The organism is Actinoplanes awajinensis subsp. mycoplanecinus (assembly GCF_001509495.1).
GTDB lineage: Bacteria > Actinomycetota > Actinomycetes > Mycobacteriales > Micromonosporaceae > Actinoplanes > Actinoplanes palleronii.
The window spans coordinates 97,103-112,628 of sequence record NZ_LLZH01000276.1; the positions used below are offsets into that span (position 1 = coordinate 97,103).

The 15,526-nt window shown below is 68.9% G+C and carries 17 protein-coding genes; 6 read left to right on the forward strand and 11 right to left on the reverse strand.

Annotated features, from left to right (window positions below; all coding sequences use genetic code 11):
- Nucleotides 1-59: 59 nt before the first annotated feature.
- Both ADL15_RS26945 and nadE read right to left on the reverse strand, forming a co-directional pair.
- Nucleotides 60-794: a hypothetical protein gene (locus ADL15_RS26945; RefSeq protein ID WP_067696985.1), complete on the reverse strand. Its 735-nt coding sequence runs from the start codon at nt 792-794 to the stop codon at nt 60-62.
- A gap of 90 nt (nt 795-884) precedes the next feature.
- Nucleotides 885-1,709 carry an ammonia-dependent NAD(+) synthetase gene (nadE, locus tag ADL15_RS26950; protein ID WP_067696987.1) on the reverse strand — a complete coding sequence of 275 codons (825 nt, stop codon included), beginning with the start codon at nt 1,707-1,709 and terminating at the stop codon, nt 885-887.
- A gap of 203 nt (nt 1,710-1,912) precedes the next feature.
- Here nadE and ADL15_RS26955 point away from each other — a divergent pair, with 203 nt between their 5' ends.
- Nucleotides 1,913-2,911, forward strand: a complete 999-nt coding sequence (locus ADL15_RS26955; RefSeq protein WP_232344344.1) for a LacI family DNA-binding transcriptional regulator — start codon at nt 1,913-1,915, stop codon at nt 2,909-2,911.
- A gap of 29 nt (nt 2,912-2,940) precedes the next feature.
- On the opposite strand, the gene ADL15_RS26960 is transcribed toward ADL15_RS26955, so the two are convergent.
- From ADL15_RS26960 to ADL15_RS26975, 4 genes are all read right to left on the reverse strand, one after another.
- A complete protein-coding gene (locus tag ADL15_RS26960; RefSeq protein WP_067696991.1) occupies nt 2,941-4,008 on the reverse strand; it encodes an aldo/keto reductase in 1,068 nt (355 codons plus the stop codon).
- Complete coding sequence (locus ADL15_RS26965) at nt 3,986-4,255, reverse strand: hypothetical protein (protein WP_067696993.1); 270 nt, start codon at nt 4,253-4,255, stop codon at nt 3,986-3,988. Before ADL15_RS26965 ends, ADL15_RS26960 begins: the two co-directional genes overlap by 23 nt.
- A 198-nt stretch (nt 4,256-4,453) precedes the next feature.
- Nucleotides 4,454-5,158 (reverse strand): alpha/beta fold hydrolase, encoded by a 705-nt coding sequence (locus tag ADL15_RS26970; protein WP_067696995.1) that lies wholly within the window; start codon nt 5,156-5,158, stop codon nt 4,454-4,456.
- 11 nt (nt 5,159-5,169) lie between these two features.
- Nucleotides 5,170-6,015, reverse strand: coding sequence for an enoyl-CoA hydratase/isomerase family protein (locus ADL15_RS26975; RefSeq protein ID WP_067696996.1), 846 nt, complete (start codon nt 6,013-6,015; stop codon nt 5,170-5,172).
- 118 nt (nt 6,016-6,133) lie between these two features.
- Here ADL15_RS26975 and ADL15_RS26980 point away from each other — a divergent pair, with 118 nt between their 5' ends.
- Nucleotides 6,134-6,592: a winged helix-turn-helix transcriptional regulator gene (locus ADL15_RS26980; protein WP_067696998.1), complete on the forward strand. Its 459-nt coding sequence runs from the start codon at nt 6,134-6,136 to the stop codon at nt 6,590-6,592.
- Nucleotides 6,593-6,671: 79 nt separating this feature from the next.
- Nucleotides 6,672-8,324 carry an FAD-dependent oxidoreductase gene (locus tag ADL15_RS26985; protein WP_067697000.1) on the forward strand — a complete coding sequence of 551 codons (1,653 nt, stop codon included), beginning with the start codon at nt 6,672-6,674 and terminating at the stop codon, nt 8,322-8,324.
- 14 nt (nt 8,325-8,338) lie between these two features.
- Here ADL15_RS26985 and ADL15_RS26990 read toward each other — a convergent pair whose 3' ends face one another.
- On the reverse strand, nt 8,339-8,809 hold the full coding sequence (locus tag ADL15_RS26990; RefSeq protein WP_067697002.1) for a winged helix-turn-helix transcriptional regulator: 471 nt from the start codon (nt 8,807-8,809) through the stop codon (nt 8,339-8,341).
- 150 nt (nt 8,810-8,959) lie between these two features.
- Here ADL15_RS26990 and ADL15_RS26995 point away from each other — a divergent pair, with 150 nt between their 5' ends.
- Together ADL15_RS26995 and ADL15_RS27000 are read left to right on the forward strand one after the other, a co-directional pair.
- Nucleotides 8,960-9,682: an SDR family oxidoreductase gene (locus ADL15_RS26995; protein WP_067697004.1), complete on the forward strand. Its 723-nt coding sequence runs from the start codon at nt 8,960-8,962 to the stop codon at nt 9,680-9,682.
- Between the two features lie 16 nt (nt 9,683-9,698).
- Nucleotides 9,699-10,292, forward strand: coding sequence for a hypothetical protein (locus ADL15_RS27000; protein ID WP_067697006.1), 594 nt, complete (start codon nt 9,699-9,701; stop codon nt 10,290-10,292).
- A 172-nt stretch (nt 10,293-10,464) separates the two neighbouring features.
- On the opposite strand, the gene ADL15_RS27005 is transcribed toward ADL15_RS27000, so the two are convergent.
- Nucleotides 10,465-11,046: a hypothetical protein gene (locus tag ADL15_RS27005; RefSeq protein WP_157441624.1), complete on the reverse strand. Its 582-nt coding sequence runs from the start codon at nt 11,044-11,046 to the stop codon at nt 10,465-10,467.
- 351 nt (nt 11,047-11,397) lie between these two features.
- A complete protein-coding gene (locus ADL15_RS27010) occupies nt 11,398-12,723 on the reverse strand; it encodes a tetratricopeptide repeat protein (RefSeq protein WP_083971778.1) in 1,326 nt (441 codons plus the stop codon).
- 103 nt (nt 12,724-12,826) lie between these two features.
- Between ADL15_RS27010 and ADL15_RS27015 the strand changes: the two genes are divergently transcribed.
- The gene (locus tag ADL15_RS27015; protein ID WP_232344345.1) at nt 12,827-13,306 is read left to right on the forward strand and encodes a hypothetical protein; all 480 of its coding nucleotides are present in this window, start codon (nt 12,827-12,829) and stop codon (nt 13,304-13,306) included.
- Between the two features lie 252 nt (nt 13,307-13,558).
- On the opposite strand, the gene ADL15_RS27020 is transcribed toward ADL15_RS27015, so the two are convergent.
- Both ADL15_RS27020 and ADL15_RS27025 read right to left on the reverse strand, forming a co-directional pair.
- Nucleotides 13,559-14,224: a hypothetical protein gene (locus ADL15_RS27020; protein WP_157441625.1), complete on the reverse strand. Its 666-nt coding sequence runs from the start codon at nt 14,222-14,224 to the stop codon at nt 13,559-13,561.
- A 281-nt stretch (nt 14,225-14,505) separates the two neighbouring features.
- Nucleotides 14,506-15,526, reverse strand: a 1,021-nt coding sequence (locus ADL15_RS27025; RefSeq protein ID WP_067697016.1) for an RNA-guided endonuclease InsQ/TnpB family protein, incomplete at its 5' end; no start/stop codon positions are given.

Genomic DNA, 15,526 nt, shown 5'->3' on the forward strand with positions numbered 1-15,526 from the left:
ACCGCGCGGCCGGCTGCGACGGGAAACGCCTGATACGCCGGCGCCGTGGCCTTGAAGGATCAGACCTGAGGGATCATCTGAAGGTGGGTCAGGGCCACCTCCGAGCCGATGGCCGACCGGGCTTCCGGACGGTTCGCGTACTCGTTGATCGCACGGCTCACCAGCTCGGCGCTCACGCCCGTGGCCGGGAGCACAGTGCGGCCGCCGCTGCGAAAGCCACGCTTGCGGACCATATCGGGGCGCCCGATGCGGAGAGTCACCTGATGTGGGTCACGCGGGTGCGCCGGGTCCGGCGTGGTCAGGGCGTCCCACGGCACGAACAGACGCCCGTGCACCTGCCGATCGACGATCCCGTCCGGAGTGAGGCGCACCCCGCACCGGCCCAGTGCCGCCCACCAGAACGCGGCCAGCTGCCCACCGACGACCACCACGAGGGGTGACGCCAGCACCACGTCCATGCCCGTGACGAGCCCGTGGAAGGCCCCGCCCAGGGCGAATACCGCGAAGAAGGTGTAACTCGCGGCCCCGAGCACGGCAGCCGGGTTCGCCGGGACGTCGAAGGCGGGAACCTCGGGCCGTGCGATCAGCTCGGCCGGGTGGAAGACGCGGACAGCGATGGCCATGCCCACGACAAACGGAATGAGTGGAAGGACGCCGATCGCCAGATTGAGCCGCAGGGAGTGGCCATCTCCCACCGTCCGCCGAAGCACCTGAAGGATGACCGCCACCACCAGCGACACGACCAACACCGCCACCCGCCGTCGGGCCACCCACCCGAAGATGTTGATCATCATGGCGACAGGCTAGGTGGCCAGGGCCGTCCGCAGAATCCGCCGTACGGGCATCGATGCGCCTGCTGTGATCCGGCAGGCAGAAAAGGAGCCTCACTGCCACCAGTCGTCGAGCGGGGTGACCGGGACGGTCCTCTTGTGGCGAGTGGCCAGGAAGGTGGCCTCGATCTTCGCGGCCACCTCCGGCGTCACCACGGCGCCTTCGAGGTAGTCGTCGATCTCGCCGTATTTCAGGCCCAGCGCCTCCTCGTCCGGCAGGGCGGGCCGATCGTCCTCCAGGTCGGCCGTGGGGATCTTCTCCCAGGTGCTGCGCGGAGCACCCAGTTCGCGCAACAACGCGGCACCCTGCCGCTTCGTCAATCCGGTCAGCGGTGTCACGTCCGCGCCGCCGTCACCGTATTTCGTGAAGAAGCCGGTCACCGCCTCAGCCGCATGATCGGTGCCCACGACCAGCATGTTCAGCTGTCCCGCGACGGCGTACTGCGCCACCATCCGCTCCCGGGCCTTGATGTTGCCGCGCACGAAGTCCCGCAGCCTCTCCTGCTGCAGCCCCGCCGCGGCCTGGGCGCCGGCCGCGTCCGAGCCGGGTTTCACGTCGACGGCGATGCTCCGGTCGGGCTGGATGAAGGCGAGCGCGACCTGAGCGTCTGCCTCGTCAGCCTGCACGCCGTAGGGCAGCCGCACCGCGACGAAGGTCGCCGGTGTCCCGCCGGCCCGCAGTTCGGCGCAGGCCAGCTGGCACAACCGACCAGCCAAGGCGCTGTCCTGACCACCACTGATCCCGAGGACGTATCCGGTGGCGGGCGTGGACTGAAGGTAGGCCTTCAGGAAGTCGACCCGCCGGCGGATCTCCTCCGCGGGCTCGATCGAAGCCTTCACACCGAGTTCGGTGATGATCTGGTCACGAAGATTCGCCACCCACGCACTGTATGCGGCGCACAGCCCCCTCGATGACCTCAACACCCGGGCGCCACCCTGCCCCACGTCTCCTGGCGAATGGCGTACTGGTGACCGCCCGCCAGAAACGCGCGTCAGGTCGGCGCCTGCGATATTCTGCTCCCGCTTGTAGCCGTCAACGTCGATGGACGGAGCAGAAGTTGAGCCGATCGTCATCCGGCCGCGTGACCCTGGCGACGGTCGCTCGGGCAGCGGGCGTGTCGGTACCGACGGTGTCCCGGGTGCTGAACGGAGATCAGGTCGCCGAAGCGACGCGGGTACGGGTCGAAGCCCTACTCGAGGAATACGGCTACCGCGCCCGTAAAAGGCGACTGCCGGCGTCGTCAGAAATGATTCACGTCGTCTACCCGCGCCTCGACTCCGCGTGGCAGTTGGAGCACATCCGCGGCATGGAAGCGGCGACGCACGCGGCCGGCGTGGGCCTGCTGATCTCGACTCTGGACCGTGGCGATACGGGCGACCACGACCTCCTACGGCACGCCCGAGCCGGGCAGGCAGCCGGCGCGATCCTGGCAGCCGCCAGCGGGGAAACCCCGCTCGGCAAGGTGCTGCATCAGCTGAACGTACCGGTCATCAGTCTTGATCCGGGCGCGAAGGCGGCCGCGACGCTACCGACGATCGGTGCCACCAATGGGGTGGGGGCGCGTGCCGCGACCGAACATCTCATCGGACTCGGCCACCGGCGCATCGGGGTGATAACCGGTTCGAAGGGTGGACTGCTGTGCAGCCGCGCCCGGCTGGACGGCTATCGGGCCGCCCTCGAGGCAGCCGGGATCGCCGAGGATCCCAGCCTGATCGAGCACGGTGAATTCGACTTTCAGTCAGGCATCACGGCGGCCCAGAAACTCCTCGACCGCACCGACCCGCCGACCGCGATCTTCGCCTGCAGTGACCACATCGCGCTGGGCGTCTACGAGGCCGCACGCAGGCGAGGACTGTTGATACCCGATGACCTCAGCGTGGTCGGTTTCGACGACCTTCCCTCTGCCCGCTGGGCGTCGCCCCCGCTGACCACGGTCCGGCAGCCACTGGAGGAGATGGGGTGGCTCGCCGCCCAGACGATCCTGAACCTGACACGCCGCAAGGCGCCCGGATCATCGGGAATGGAGCTGGGCACGCGACTGGTCGAAAGGGCGAGCACGGCTTCTCCGTCACGCCCCTGACAGCACGCCGAGCCCGGCGCGGGCGCGGGTCAGAACGATCTACGGTCCCGCGGTCCGCTCCCCCGGCGGAAATGATCCGACTGGCCGCCGAGGACGGTGTCCAGGGTGGCGCGGGCGCCGTCGTGCGGGATGCCGAGGTGGGGAGTGCTGACCTCGTCCAGGCGCCGGTAGTGCTCGTCGGCCAGTTCCAGGTCGACCGCTCGCAGGTACGCGTCGAGCTGGCCGGTGGTCCGCGGCCCGATGATCGGGACGACCGTCGTCGCCGTGCGGCGGCCGCGTTCGAGCAGCCAGGCGATCGCCAGGACGGCGGGTTCGACGCCGGTCTCCGCGCCGATGGCCAGCAGCTCGTCGACCGTGGCGGTCTTCTGCGCGGAGTCCTCACGTTGGATGATCGCGTTGAGGGTGGTGAGCCGGCCCTCGGCGCTGGTGCGGTATTTGCCGGTGAGCAGGCCGCCGCCGAGCGGTGAGTAGACGGCGGCCCCGATGCCGAGGTGTTCGGCCATCGGCAGCAGGTCGCGTTCCCCGTCGCGGGCGGCGAGGCTGTACTCGAACTGGGTCGCCACGATCGGGGTGCGCCCCCGCGCCGCGGCACCGGTGACGGCCGCCGAGACCTGCCAGGCCGGGAAGTTGGACAGCCCGCCGTGCAGGATCTTCCCGGCCCGTACGAGGTCGTCGAGGGCTTCGACGATCTCGTCGAGCGGTGTCACGAAGTCCGGCGCGTGCACCCAGTACAGGTCGAGGTAATCGGTACCGAGCCGGGTCAGGCTGGACTCCAGGGCGTGCCGCATGGTCTTGCGGCTGTTGCCGGTCTTGGTGACACCGGTCTGGCCGTGCGTGCCGAACGTGTACTTACTGGCAAGGGTGAAGTGCTCCCGGTCGGCCGCGAGCAGCTTGGCCAGGAACAGCTCGGACTCACCGCGCTGGTAGGTGTCGGCGGTGTCGATGGCGGTCCCGCCGGCGTCGGCGAAGGCGGTGAAGATCCGGGCCGAGGTCGGCTCGTCGGCACCGGTCGCCCACTTCGTACCGAAGTTGGAAGTGCCCAGGGCGATCTCCGAGACGCGCAGTCCGGTCCGGTTACCGAGGGTTGTGTAGCGCATGGTGGTCCCTTCGTGAGAGCAGGGCGATCAGCGCCAGGACGGCGACCGCGGCGCTGTAGCCGAGAGCGGGGTGGATCAGTCCGTAGCGGGTGCTGACGATCCCGGCGACGATGGCCGGCACGGCGAAGGCCGTGTAGCCGATGACGTAGGTGGCGACGATCAGCGCGCCGCGTTCGGCGGGCCGGGCGAGGGCGACGAGGCTGCGGAACGTTCCGGAGAACGCCGTACCGAAGCCGATCCCGGCCACGACGGTACGGCGGCGGCGAACGCGGGGTCAGGCCGCCGGCGGTGGCGAACAGCACCAGGCTCACGGCGAGCAGGGCGCTCGCGGTCAGCGCGACCGGCTTGCGGCCGGTCGTGGCCGGTGGGGCGGGGTGCACCTGGGTGCTCATGTGCTGCTTCCTGGTCCAAGCGCGGCCGCCGTGCGCGGCGGCCGCGCCGGATGTCAGGACAGGGAACCGACGGCGTCCGCGATGACGGCGGCCACCTCGTCGGGACGGGAGACCGCGATGCTGTGCGACCCGCCGGCCAGCTCGACGGTGGTGGCGCCGATCTTCGCGGCGGTGTCGCGCTGGTAGTCCGGGTTGATCGCGTTGTCCGCGGTGCCGAACACCCACCAGCTGGGCACCCGCCGCCAGGCGGGTGTCACGCCGAGAGGTTCGCCGAGGCCGAGTGCGGCGATCGGCCGTTGGGTGAGCGCGCCCAGAGCCGCCTGCTCGGCGGGGACGTCGGCGGCGAAGACGCTGCGGTACTTCTCGGTGTCGATGGTGAACTCGGGCAGGTCGCTGCCGGGATAGGTCCACGGCCGCAGCGCGGAGATCAGCTCCGGTTCCGGATACCCGGCGGTCGCGGTCTGCGCGGCCTCGCCGCGGTCCAGGCCGAACGCGCCGACCAGGACGAGGGCTCTGACGTTGGGTGCGCTGCTGCCGGCGTACGTGGCGACCGCGCCGCCGTAACTGTGCCCGACCAGCACGACGTCGTCCTCGGTCTGCTCGACGAGATGGGCCAGGTACTCGCCGTCGGCGGTGAGCCCGCGCAGCGGGTTGGCCACCGCGCGCGCCGTGATGCCGTCGCGCCGCAGCCGGGCGATGACGTTGTTCCAGGCGGAGCCGTCGGCGAAGGCGCCGTGGACGAGAAGGACCGTGGTCATGGGCGTGCCTTTCAGGCTTGGGCGATGGTGGCGATGTCGTCGCCGAGGTGGTATTCGAGCGGGGTGCGCTGCTGCAGCCCCTTGTCGAACAGCCGGGCTGCGGTGGTCTGGAACTCGGTGCGGGCGGCGGCGCTCCAGAACGCGTCGGAGTGCAGCGGGAACTCGGCGTCGGGCAGCCGGGTGTACTTGTTGACGAAGGACTTGATCTCGGTCAGCGCCTGGTGGTTCCAGCCCGCGGCCCTTCTCGCGTAGGCGGTGACGAACGCGTCGAACTCGGCGTCCGGGATCGCACGGTTGACGTAGCCGTACTTCTCGGCCAGGGCACCGTCGTAGTCGTTGCCGCCGAGCAGGATCTCGAACGCGCGGCCCCGGCCGACCAGCGCCGGTAGGCGGCCCCCGGCACCGCCGCCGGCGACCGCGGCGAAGCCGACCTCCATCTGGCCGAGGACGGCCTTCTCGAGGCTGGCGAAACGCATGTCGGTGGCGAGGGCGAACTCGCTGCCGGCGCCGCGGGCGATGCCCCGGATCGCGCTGATGGTGACCGCGGCCAGCTTGCTGATACGCACGGTGATGTCGACCCAGGCCGGGTACCCGGTCGGGCTCGGCAGCGCCTCGGCGTCGGCGGGGCTGGCCGCCAGGTCGTAGTGGGCCAGGAAGAAGTCCGGGTCGGCGCTGTCGAAGACCACAACGTTCACCGTGTCGTTGTTCTCCAGCTCGGTGAGCAGCGTCTTCAGTTCCGACATCAGCTGCGGGCCGATGACGTTGACGGGCGGGTTGTCGAACGTCACGCGCCAGAAGGCCGGCGACTCGACGGTCAGTTTCAGGTGCCGGGGGGTGAACTCCTCGATGAAGGACATGCACCGACCGTAACCATCTGGGTTGGAAAAAACAATCCAGATGTGACGTCTGCGACGGCTGGATTGGAAAAGTTGTTAACCTGGGAGGGCTTCACCAGCTCCCCCGGAGGCGAGATCCATGCCCATCGCAAAACTGCGGGACAGCAGTTGTTCCGTGTCGCGCAGCCTGTCCGTGCTCGGTGAGCGCTGGACTCTGCTGATCCTGCGGCTCGCCTTCGAGGGTGAGACCCGCTTCGACGCGTTCCGTGGCAACCTCGGGGTCGCGGCCGACGTGCTCGCCGACCGGCTGAGCACACTGGTCGAGCACGGCATCATGACCAAGGATCCGTACCAGGACGCCGGCAGCCGCGCCCGGTTCGAGTACCACCTGACCCCGACCGGCCGGGAGCTGCACGTGATCATCGCCGGCCTGCAGCAGTGGGGCGACACCCATCTGCCCTGGGAGGGCGGCCCGACCGTGGTGCGCCAGCGGCACGAGACCGACGCGCCGATCCGGGTCGCGTTCGTCGACGACAGCGGCTGCGAGGTCCCCCTGGACGAGGTGGACGCGGTCCGCACCGCCAGCTATCCGCGGTAGCCGGGAGAGCAGCGACACGCCGGCTCCCCGCCGTACCCTGCTAGGTTGTTTTTTACAACTTAGCTGAGGAGCCGTAACGATGGCATCGAACCCGACCGACGCACGGCCCGTGCTGACCGACGACCAGTGGCAGCGGCTGTGTTCCTACGGCACCCCGGAGCAGCTTCCCGCCGGCGCCTGGATCTTCCGAGCCGGGGACGACGTGTGCGACATGATCGTCGTCGAGGCCGGGCGGGTCGAGATCGTGCGCCCCGCGACTGCCGACGACCACGAGGCGACCGTTGCCGACTACGGCGCGCGCGAGTTCACCGGTGAGCTCAATCTGCTCACCCTGCAGTCGGCCTACCTGAGCGCGCGCACGGCCACGGCGTCGCGGGTGCGCCGCATCGGCCCGGCCGCCTTCCGTACGCTGATGGACCGCGACCCCGAGCTGTCCGACCTCGTCCTGCGGGCCTTGATCGCCCGGCGGCGCACCCTGCGCGACGGCCAAGCGGCCCGCAGCCTGGAGGTCGTCGGCCGGGCCTCCTCGGCGCCGGCGCTCGCGCTGCGGACCTACGCCGCCCGCCTGCAGCTCCCGCACACCTGGAACGACGTCGAGACACCCGCCGGAGCCGCGCTGGCCCGGGCGGTGTCGGCCACCGACGACGAGCTGCCCGTCGTGATCACACCCGGCGCCGTCCTGCGCCGCGCGACACCGAGCGCCCTGGCCGAACACCTCGGCCTGTCCTACCGGCCCACCAGCGGCGACGAGTTCGACCTCGTCGTCATCGGCGCCGGCCCGGCCGGTCTCGCGGCGGGCGTCTACGGAGCCTCCGAGGGCCTGCGCACGCTCGTGCTGGACGCGGTCGCGGCCGGCGGGCAGGCGGCGGCCGGCTCGCGGATCGAGAACTACCTCGGCTTCACCTCGGGCATCAGCGGCGCCGAGCTGACCTCGGCCGCCGCGGTGCAGGCGCAGAAGTTCGGCGCCCGCATCGCCAGCCCGTGCCAGGTCGCCGCGCTGCACTCCGACCCGCACCGGGTCCGGGTCGTGCTCGCCGACGCGACCACGATCAACGCCCGGGCCGCCGTGATCGCCACCGGCGCGAAGTACCGCTCGCTGCCGTTGCCGCACTGGGCCCGGTTCGAGGGCGCGGGCATCTACTACGCCGCGACCGAGATCGAGGCGCGCGCCTACGGCACCCGGCCGGTGGCCGTGATCGGCGGCGCCAACTCCGCCGGCCAGGCCGCGCTCTACCTGGCCGGCCGCGGCAGCCAGGTCACCCTCGTCGTGCGAGGACCTGACCTGTACGCCGGAATGTCGTCCTACCTGGCCGACCGCATCGTCGCCGACCCTGCGATCACCGTGCGCACCGGCACCCGGGTCGCCGCACTGCACGGCGACAGCCGCCTGACGCAGGTCACCCTCGCCGAGACGTCCGGTGAGACCACGACCCAGGAATGCGTGGGCCTGTTCTGCTTCATCGGCGCCACCCCGGCCACCGCCTGGCTCGACGGCCTGGCCGTCGACGACCACGGCTTCCTGCGCACCGACGCCGGGCTGGACGGCGGTGACCTCGACGGGTCGTGGACGGCGCTGGGCCGCCGGCCGCTGCCGTTCGAGACCAGCAAGCCGCGCATCTTCGCCGCCGGTGACGTGCGCGCCGGCTCGATGAAACGGGTCGCGGCCGCGGTCGGCGAGGGCGCCAGCGCGGTGAGTTCGGTGCACGCCGCCCTGCGTACGACAAAGGGGTGACCGCCACCCACTTTCTAGGTACGGCTCGGATAACCGCCGTGGTGGACGACGTCTATCCGCTCGTCGGGGAGTTGACGGCCGTCCCGATCGACGAAGGCGACCCGGACCGGCTCGCCGGTGCGGCGGTCGAGGCGTTCGGTGGACGGCCCGGACGGCCAGGGCAGGTGCGCGTCGCCCCACATCTGCAGCCCGCCGACGATGACGTGCAGTTGCCGCCCGGCGTCGGTCAGGTGGTACTCGTGCCGGGTCCGGGCACCCGCCTGCTGGTAACTGCGCTTTTCCAGTACGCCGTAGTCGACGAGGGTGGCGAGTCGCTCGGTGAGGACGTCGGCGCCGAGGCCCAGGGACTCACGGAACGCCTCGAACGTGGTGACACCGCTCAACGCGTCCCGGACGATCAGCAGGGTCCAGCGTTCGCCGAGGACGGCCAGGCTCCGTGACACCGCGCAGCTGACTCCGGGTGGGCGGGCCGGCAGTGCGGACATGGGGACCTCGCTTCTCGTCGGAGGAGAGGCAGCTACCGTAGCGCCTGAGTTGGATTAAGCAACCCAGAAGAGGCGGCCACCACAAACCCTTCGGCCCAGCAACCCGTCGGTGCTAGGTTGCATTTTCCAACTCAGCTAGGGAAGGTCATCATGACCAGTATCAAGAACGCCGTCGTGGTCGTCACCGGCGCCAACGGCGGTCTCGGACAAGAGTTCGTCAAGCAGGCCCTCGATCGCGGCGCGGCCAAGGTCTACGCCACCGCCCGGACACCCCGGGACTGGAACGACGACCGGGTGGTCCCGCTGCAGCTCGACGTGACCGACAGCGCCTCCGTCACGGCCGCCGCCGACGCCGCCCGCGACGCGACCGTCGTCATCAACAACGCCGGCATCTACACCCACGGCGACACCATCACCGGCACGTCGATCGAACGGCTCCGGGAGATCTTCGAGACCAACTTCTTCGGCGCGGTCCTGGTGAACCGGGCCTTCGCCCCGGTGCTCGGCGCCAACGGCGGTGGCGCGTTCCTCGACGTGCACTCGGTCCTGAGCTGGCTGGGCGTCGCCGGCGCCTACAGCGCCGCCAAGGCCGCCTTCTGGTCGGCCACCAACTCGTTCCGCGTCGAGCTCGCCGCCCAGAACACCCAGGTGGTCGGCCTGCACCTCGGCTACACCGACACCCCGATGATCTCCATGGTCACCGACGAGAAGAACGACCCGGCCGACATCGTCCGCGCCGGCCTCGACGGCCTCGAGACCGGCGCCCACGAGGTCCTCGCCGACGACCGGGCCGTCGCCGTCAAGGCCGCCCTGTCCGGCAGCATCGCCGACCTCTACGGCCTGCCCGACGCCCCGCCGCTCGGCGGCGAATGAGCTTCGAAAACGTCCCTTGCCCGCGATCTTGTTTCTCGTCGTTCGTGGCGTCACTGTTGGCGAGGTGCGTGGCGCGACGGTCCTTGACGGGGAACTTGATCAGTTGTTGCGGTCGGACGAGGACACCCGCCGGCGATGGCTCGACGACCGCCAACCGGTGCCTCCAGAGGCGAACTGGTGGTTGCACCTGCTGCTCGTGGTCGATGGGCGCGGGGACCGTCAGCCGGCGGAACGACCGGCGTGGGCTCAGCTGAAGATATGGCTGCTGGGCCAGGCCGGTCGGCGTTCCGCGCTCGACCAGGTCGAGGTCGCGGAGCGGACGGCGTACTACGTGGCGCAGATGCGTAGCGCCGGAATGGCAGCGTCGAGCTTGCCGTCGGCGGACACCGTGGTCCGGGCATGCCTGGATGCCATACCCGTGGACATCGACCACGTCGCCGTCCTGACCGATCGACGGGACCTGTACGCCCTGGAACGCCAAGAGATGATCGATTCGCGGCACGCCAGGCATCTCCTCAACGCCGCCGAACGGCACCAGGACGACCTCAGCGATCCAGCTCTGGCCGACCGGCTCCACGCGTGGCTCGCCATCAAGCCGCGTTTGGTGTGAACTGCGTTCCGACCTACCTGTCGGTGACCGCACCGCAGCCAGGGACCGAGCACAACGCGCAGTTGATTGCCCACTCCAGCGGAGACCGGCCGGCACCGCGACCCAGTAATCCTTCATCAGGCAGGCGGCCCCGCCTGTTCATGGATCCTGGAACTCCTGCCGAAGCGGTCGGTCAGCCTCCCGACGACGAAGTGCCGCCGGCCGTGGAACCACTGCTCCCCCGGCCCACGACGTTGGTCTTCACGGTGCCGTTGGAGAGGCGCCCGGCGGTCGGCAGCTTGAACGCGCGCCGACTCTCGGTATCACCGGGTGAGAAATAATCACCGCCATCCAGGTAAGTACCCGGCCCAAGACCGCGGGAGTAGGACGTGGAGTGCCAGATGAAATATGACCCGGTGTCGTCGTCGCAGTATTCCTCGTCGACGACCTCACCCTCCTCGTCCGCGCAGTAGAACACCTCCTCGGTGGGCTCCTCGTCGAGGGTCTCTTCCTCGGTGACCGACTCCTCGACAACCGTGCCCCCGCTGCCGGAGTCGTAGGTGTAGGCCGGCTCCTCGGTGTATTCCCACTCTTCGCCGGAACTGTTGTCGCAGGCCGCCGTGCCGCCGACCGCCAGGGCGAGAAACGTGGCCGTCAGGACGACCTTGCGCGAACTGACGCGTCGGGTGCTCAACTCGGCGTGGCGAACAGGCTGGCCGCCAACGACATCGTGGTCAGCAGAAGGACAGACCGAGACAGACGCAATATGAACCATCCTCGGACGCGTATGAGGATTAGCAACGTATCTGTTCTCCGCAAGCGTCGGATCGGCTCTTGGGCCGGAGGTATACAACCGGCACCGCCGCGCAAGAATCGGTTGGGTCCCGGCGACCTTCCGAACGGCTGAAGGGCTGCTGTACAGGCAGGTAGCGCCGTCGGCTCGCCGGTGAGGTAGCGGTGCAGTGAGGTCTTCGGAATGCCGGTCTCGGCCGCGATCGTGGCGAGGCTGTCGCCCTGGGCCCCGAACAGCCGGGCACGCCCGACCTTCTCCCGCCAGCCGCTGAATCCGTGGAAGGTGTGCGGACAGCGGCTTTCTGGTGAGCATCGGGTGGTCCGTCGGGATGAGTCAGGGACGCCTGGACCGGCGCGTGAGCGACCGGACACAGAGGACGGGCAGCGCGGCGAGGGCGACGCTGAGCGACACACCGCCGATATTGCCCGTTGAGATCGTGATGGCGAGCAGTAGCAGCGTGACGAGGCTGCTGAGCAAAGCGATCAGCACGAGCGTGAACGTGCCCAGGCGATAAGGGGTGCGCTGGCCAGGACCGTAGAGCTGGTCCTTCGTTTCGAAGTGCAGCAGCACCCGGGCGGCAATCGCCATGATGGACGCGACGACGGTGCACAGCCACGTCGCCTTGGCGGGCAGCGCGGTCGCAGTGAGCAGCAAGGCGACGGCGGTGCCGGAACCGGCCAGGACGATCCGCATCCGGGCGGTGGACACCACGTCTCCCAGGTAGGCACGCAGGTCCGGTCCGAGACGGCGCAGGAACCTCCACGTGTATGCCGCAGGCCCGGCCACCGCCACCAGCGCCAGCGTTCGGGCAGCACCAGGATGGTCGTGGGCGAGCCGGGCCGTCGGGTAGCCGAGCACTACCAGGAGGTAAGAGGCACGCACCAGGAAAACGCGCAGCAGCCGGTCGAGGTTGTCCCGGCCGGCCCGTTGTCCTGGGTCGATCCGTATCACGGTGACGAACCCGGACGCTGCCTCGGCCAACTGACCCGCGGCAATCGGGTTCCGGGCCTGGGCGGCGAGTAGGGCCAACCCATGGTGCGCCGGCGCGTGTTCCGGGTCGAGTCGCAACGCTGTGCGGAACGCTTCACGCGCCTCGCGGCGCCGGTCGGTGGCGGCGAGTGCGGTGCCGAGGGCGGCGTGAGCCGTGGGCCAGTCCGGGGCAAATCGCACCGCGGTCCGGGCCGCGGCGAGTGCCTCGGCCGGGTTCTCGCCACTGGCGTTGAGCACGTCGGCGAGTAGCTCGTAGCCGAGGGACCGGCGCGGGTCGAGGGCGATCACGTCGCGCGCGGCACGGGCCGCCTCGGCGTAGCGTTCCAGGTCGGCGAGCGCGGCCCCGGTCAGCGCGTGAGCATCGGGAAGGTCCGGAGCGAACTGACCCGCGGTGAGCGCCGCATCGAGTGCGGATGCCGGGTCACCGGCGAGAATGCGGGCGCGGGCGAGCACCAGCCAGCCATCCACGTTGCCGGGGTCGGCGGCGAGTACCCGGGTGGCGAGGGTCGCGGCCTCAGCGGGGCGGTTGACGTCGCAGAGCAGATGGGCCCGCCGTACCGTCGGGTCCTCGGTCACCGCCTGCCGATCGGCTCGCACCGCATCGACCTGAGGCAAAACAAGGTGAGGCTGGGCGGCCGAAGCGAAGTGTTCCACGTTGAAGCTGCTCAACGTCCGGCTCGTAGACCCCAGGCAGATGCTTTCGTCCAGTCGCAGGCTGGTGAGATGTTATTTTGGCGGACCTATGATGCGACGCCTTGGTGACCGAGCCAGATTGGCTGTCGAGGTTGGCGAGGTCTGGCCACCCGACGCGGCGACGGGCAACCTACGCACCGTCGATGTGTGGGCCGGTGGCACATGGCTGACCACCGTCGACAACACGGCGTACGTTCCCTCCTTCACCCACTACATGCGGTGCGACGCGGAGCAGGTCCGCCGCCGTGACGTCAGGACCTGTCCTTTCCCGGAGCACTCGCCGGAGGAGATCTGCCGACTGCTCTACGCGCAGGCCGGCGCCGGTGAGTCAGACTTCTCGGAGCAATTCCGGCTAATGGACTGGGGTCCGACCGCCGACAACGTGACCTGCTTCGCCTACCTCAACGGCGACGAACTAGTCATCACCCTCGTCTTGCGGGAGGAAGATCACTTGCCCGGGGACCAGGAAAAGGTCGTCGTTGCCAAGATCCTGGCGGACGAGTTCGTAACTGTCCTCACCGAAGCAGCTGATCTACTGGATGCCGAACGCGTTCGATAGAGGGATCACAATGGCTGATCTTCCTAAGGCGCCCGGTCAGACCCGAGTAGTCGCACGTGCGTTCTCTGCGGCTACGAGAGTTATCCGACATGCCGGTGCGGGAAATGAATCGTGCCTTGCTCACGTCAAGCCGTAGATCCGGTTCAGGTCCAGGAGGTGATGGCCGACAACCGAGCGACCAGGTACATCGAGAACCACGACCAGGTACAGTAAAATCACCGTTGAGATAGCCAGGCTCGCGGTAGCCTTCCATCATTCACCAGTGGGCAGACGGGCGGAATCGACTCCGTCCACGCCGGTCCAGAACCGCACGGGGTAGGCCCATTCCTTCTTGTAGAACTGGCTGGGCATTCGCATGTTTGCGTCGTCGTACGATACGAACTCTGTCGCATAGCTCGGGTATCCGTCCGCGGGCAGGGCGCCGGCGTAGCCAAGAGCTTCGAGCAGAACTGTCCGCTCTAGCTTGTTCGACTTGAGTTTCCCGATCAGGGCTGCGTTCAGCTCCGTCAACTGTGCGGACTCGGGCAGCGACCGGATCGCATCAACGATATCGTCCAGCACTGCTCGGCCTCGGTGGACATCGTGGTCATCGTCTGCTCCGTCGAACCGTTCCACCGCGGCGCTGGCCCACGGAATATTCATCGTCCGGAACCAGAAGGCATCGCTGGCGAGGCCCTCGGATGTGACAGCATCTTCGCTCTCGCGCATACCGCACACCCCACAATTCGTGGGGTGGAAATGCTGCGACGGCGCGAAGCCATGCTGGGGCAAGTGCCGCAGGAACGTTAGCCGCGGCCAAACACTCCGCCGACTCTGGTCCCTCGTCACCAGGCTCGCAAGCCACGCCTGCTCGATCGCGCGCCGGTCAGCGGCAGCGGCCACCGCGACCGCTGTTCGGACAAGGTCATCATGATCCACGCTCGCCAATCTAGGCTACCTCTGGTGGAATCAGCTCGAAGTACTCCCAGAAGTCGAACGGCGGTCCTTCGTCCAAGCCGACACGTTCCTTCTCCGGTTCCGTAAGCCTGCGCATCGCCTCAGGACGCCAGCCCCTGTGCGGGCCATCGCGGCTGTGACTGCCTGCCGCCCGCCCGGGAGGGATAACCGCAGCGGCATGGCTGTCAGCACCTTCCGAACGATTCCGTTTCCCGCGTGATCTGCCTCATGGCGCAAGGCCACTGACTTGACCTCTCCCCGTCCTAGAGGACGGGGATTCCGGCGGTCGCCCGCCGGGTTTCCTGTTTCACAGCCTGCCGCCCCGAACGGAGATTCCCCCGTTGAGGTCTTACGCCAGCTCCACAGGCAGATACCGCCAGCCCGGCGGCCAGAATGTTGCGTGCTGCGTTCACGTCACGGTCGTGGGTGCTGCCGCAGTTGCGGCAGGTCCACGTCCGTACGTTGAGCGGCATCGTGGCAGCGAGGGTGCCGCACGCCGAGCAGACCTTGGACGATGGGTACCAGCGGTCGATGACGACCAGGTCCCGGCTGTACCACTGGCTCTTGTAGGTCAGCATGGAGCGGAAATCGTGCCAGGCCGCGTCGCTGATGGCGCGGGCCAGGCTGTGGTTCTTGACCATGTTGCGGACGGCCAGGTCCTCGATCACGATCGTTTGGTTCTCACGAACGAGTCGAGTGGTGAGTTGGTGCAGGGTGTCGCGGCGGCGGTCACCGATGCGGGCGTGGACGCGGGCGACCTTCAACCGGGCTTTGGCCCGGTTGTTGGAGCCTTTGTCCTTGCGGGCCAGGTTCCGCTGGGCCTTGGCGAGCCGCTTTCGGTCGGCGCGTTCGTGGCGGGGGTTAGCGACCTTCTCCCTAGTGGACAGGGCGATTAGGTGGGTCAATCCGGCGTCGATCCCGACGGCCGCCGTGGTGGCCGGAGCCGCCTCGATGGTGTCCTCACACAGCAGGGACACGAACCAGCGGCCCGCCGAGTCCCGCGACACCGTCACGGTGGACGGCGACTGTCCTTCGGGCAGCGGCCTGGACCAGACGATGTCCAACGCCGCGGACATCTTCGCCAGGGTCAGCTTGCCGTCCGTAAACCGGAACGCGGACGCGGTGAACTCGGCCGAGGCTCGCGACTTGCGCTTCGACTTGAAACGCGGGTACCGGGTCCGTTTCTCCCAGAACGCGGCGAACGCGCCTTGCAGGTGCCGCAGGCACTGTTGCAGCGGGACCGAGGAGACCTCGTTGAGGAACGCGAGGTCCTCGGACTTCTTC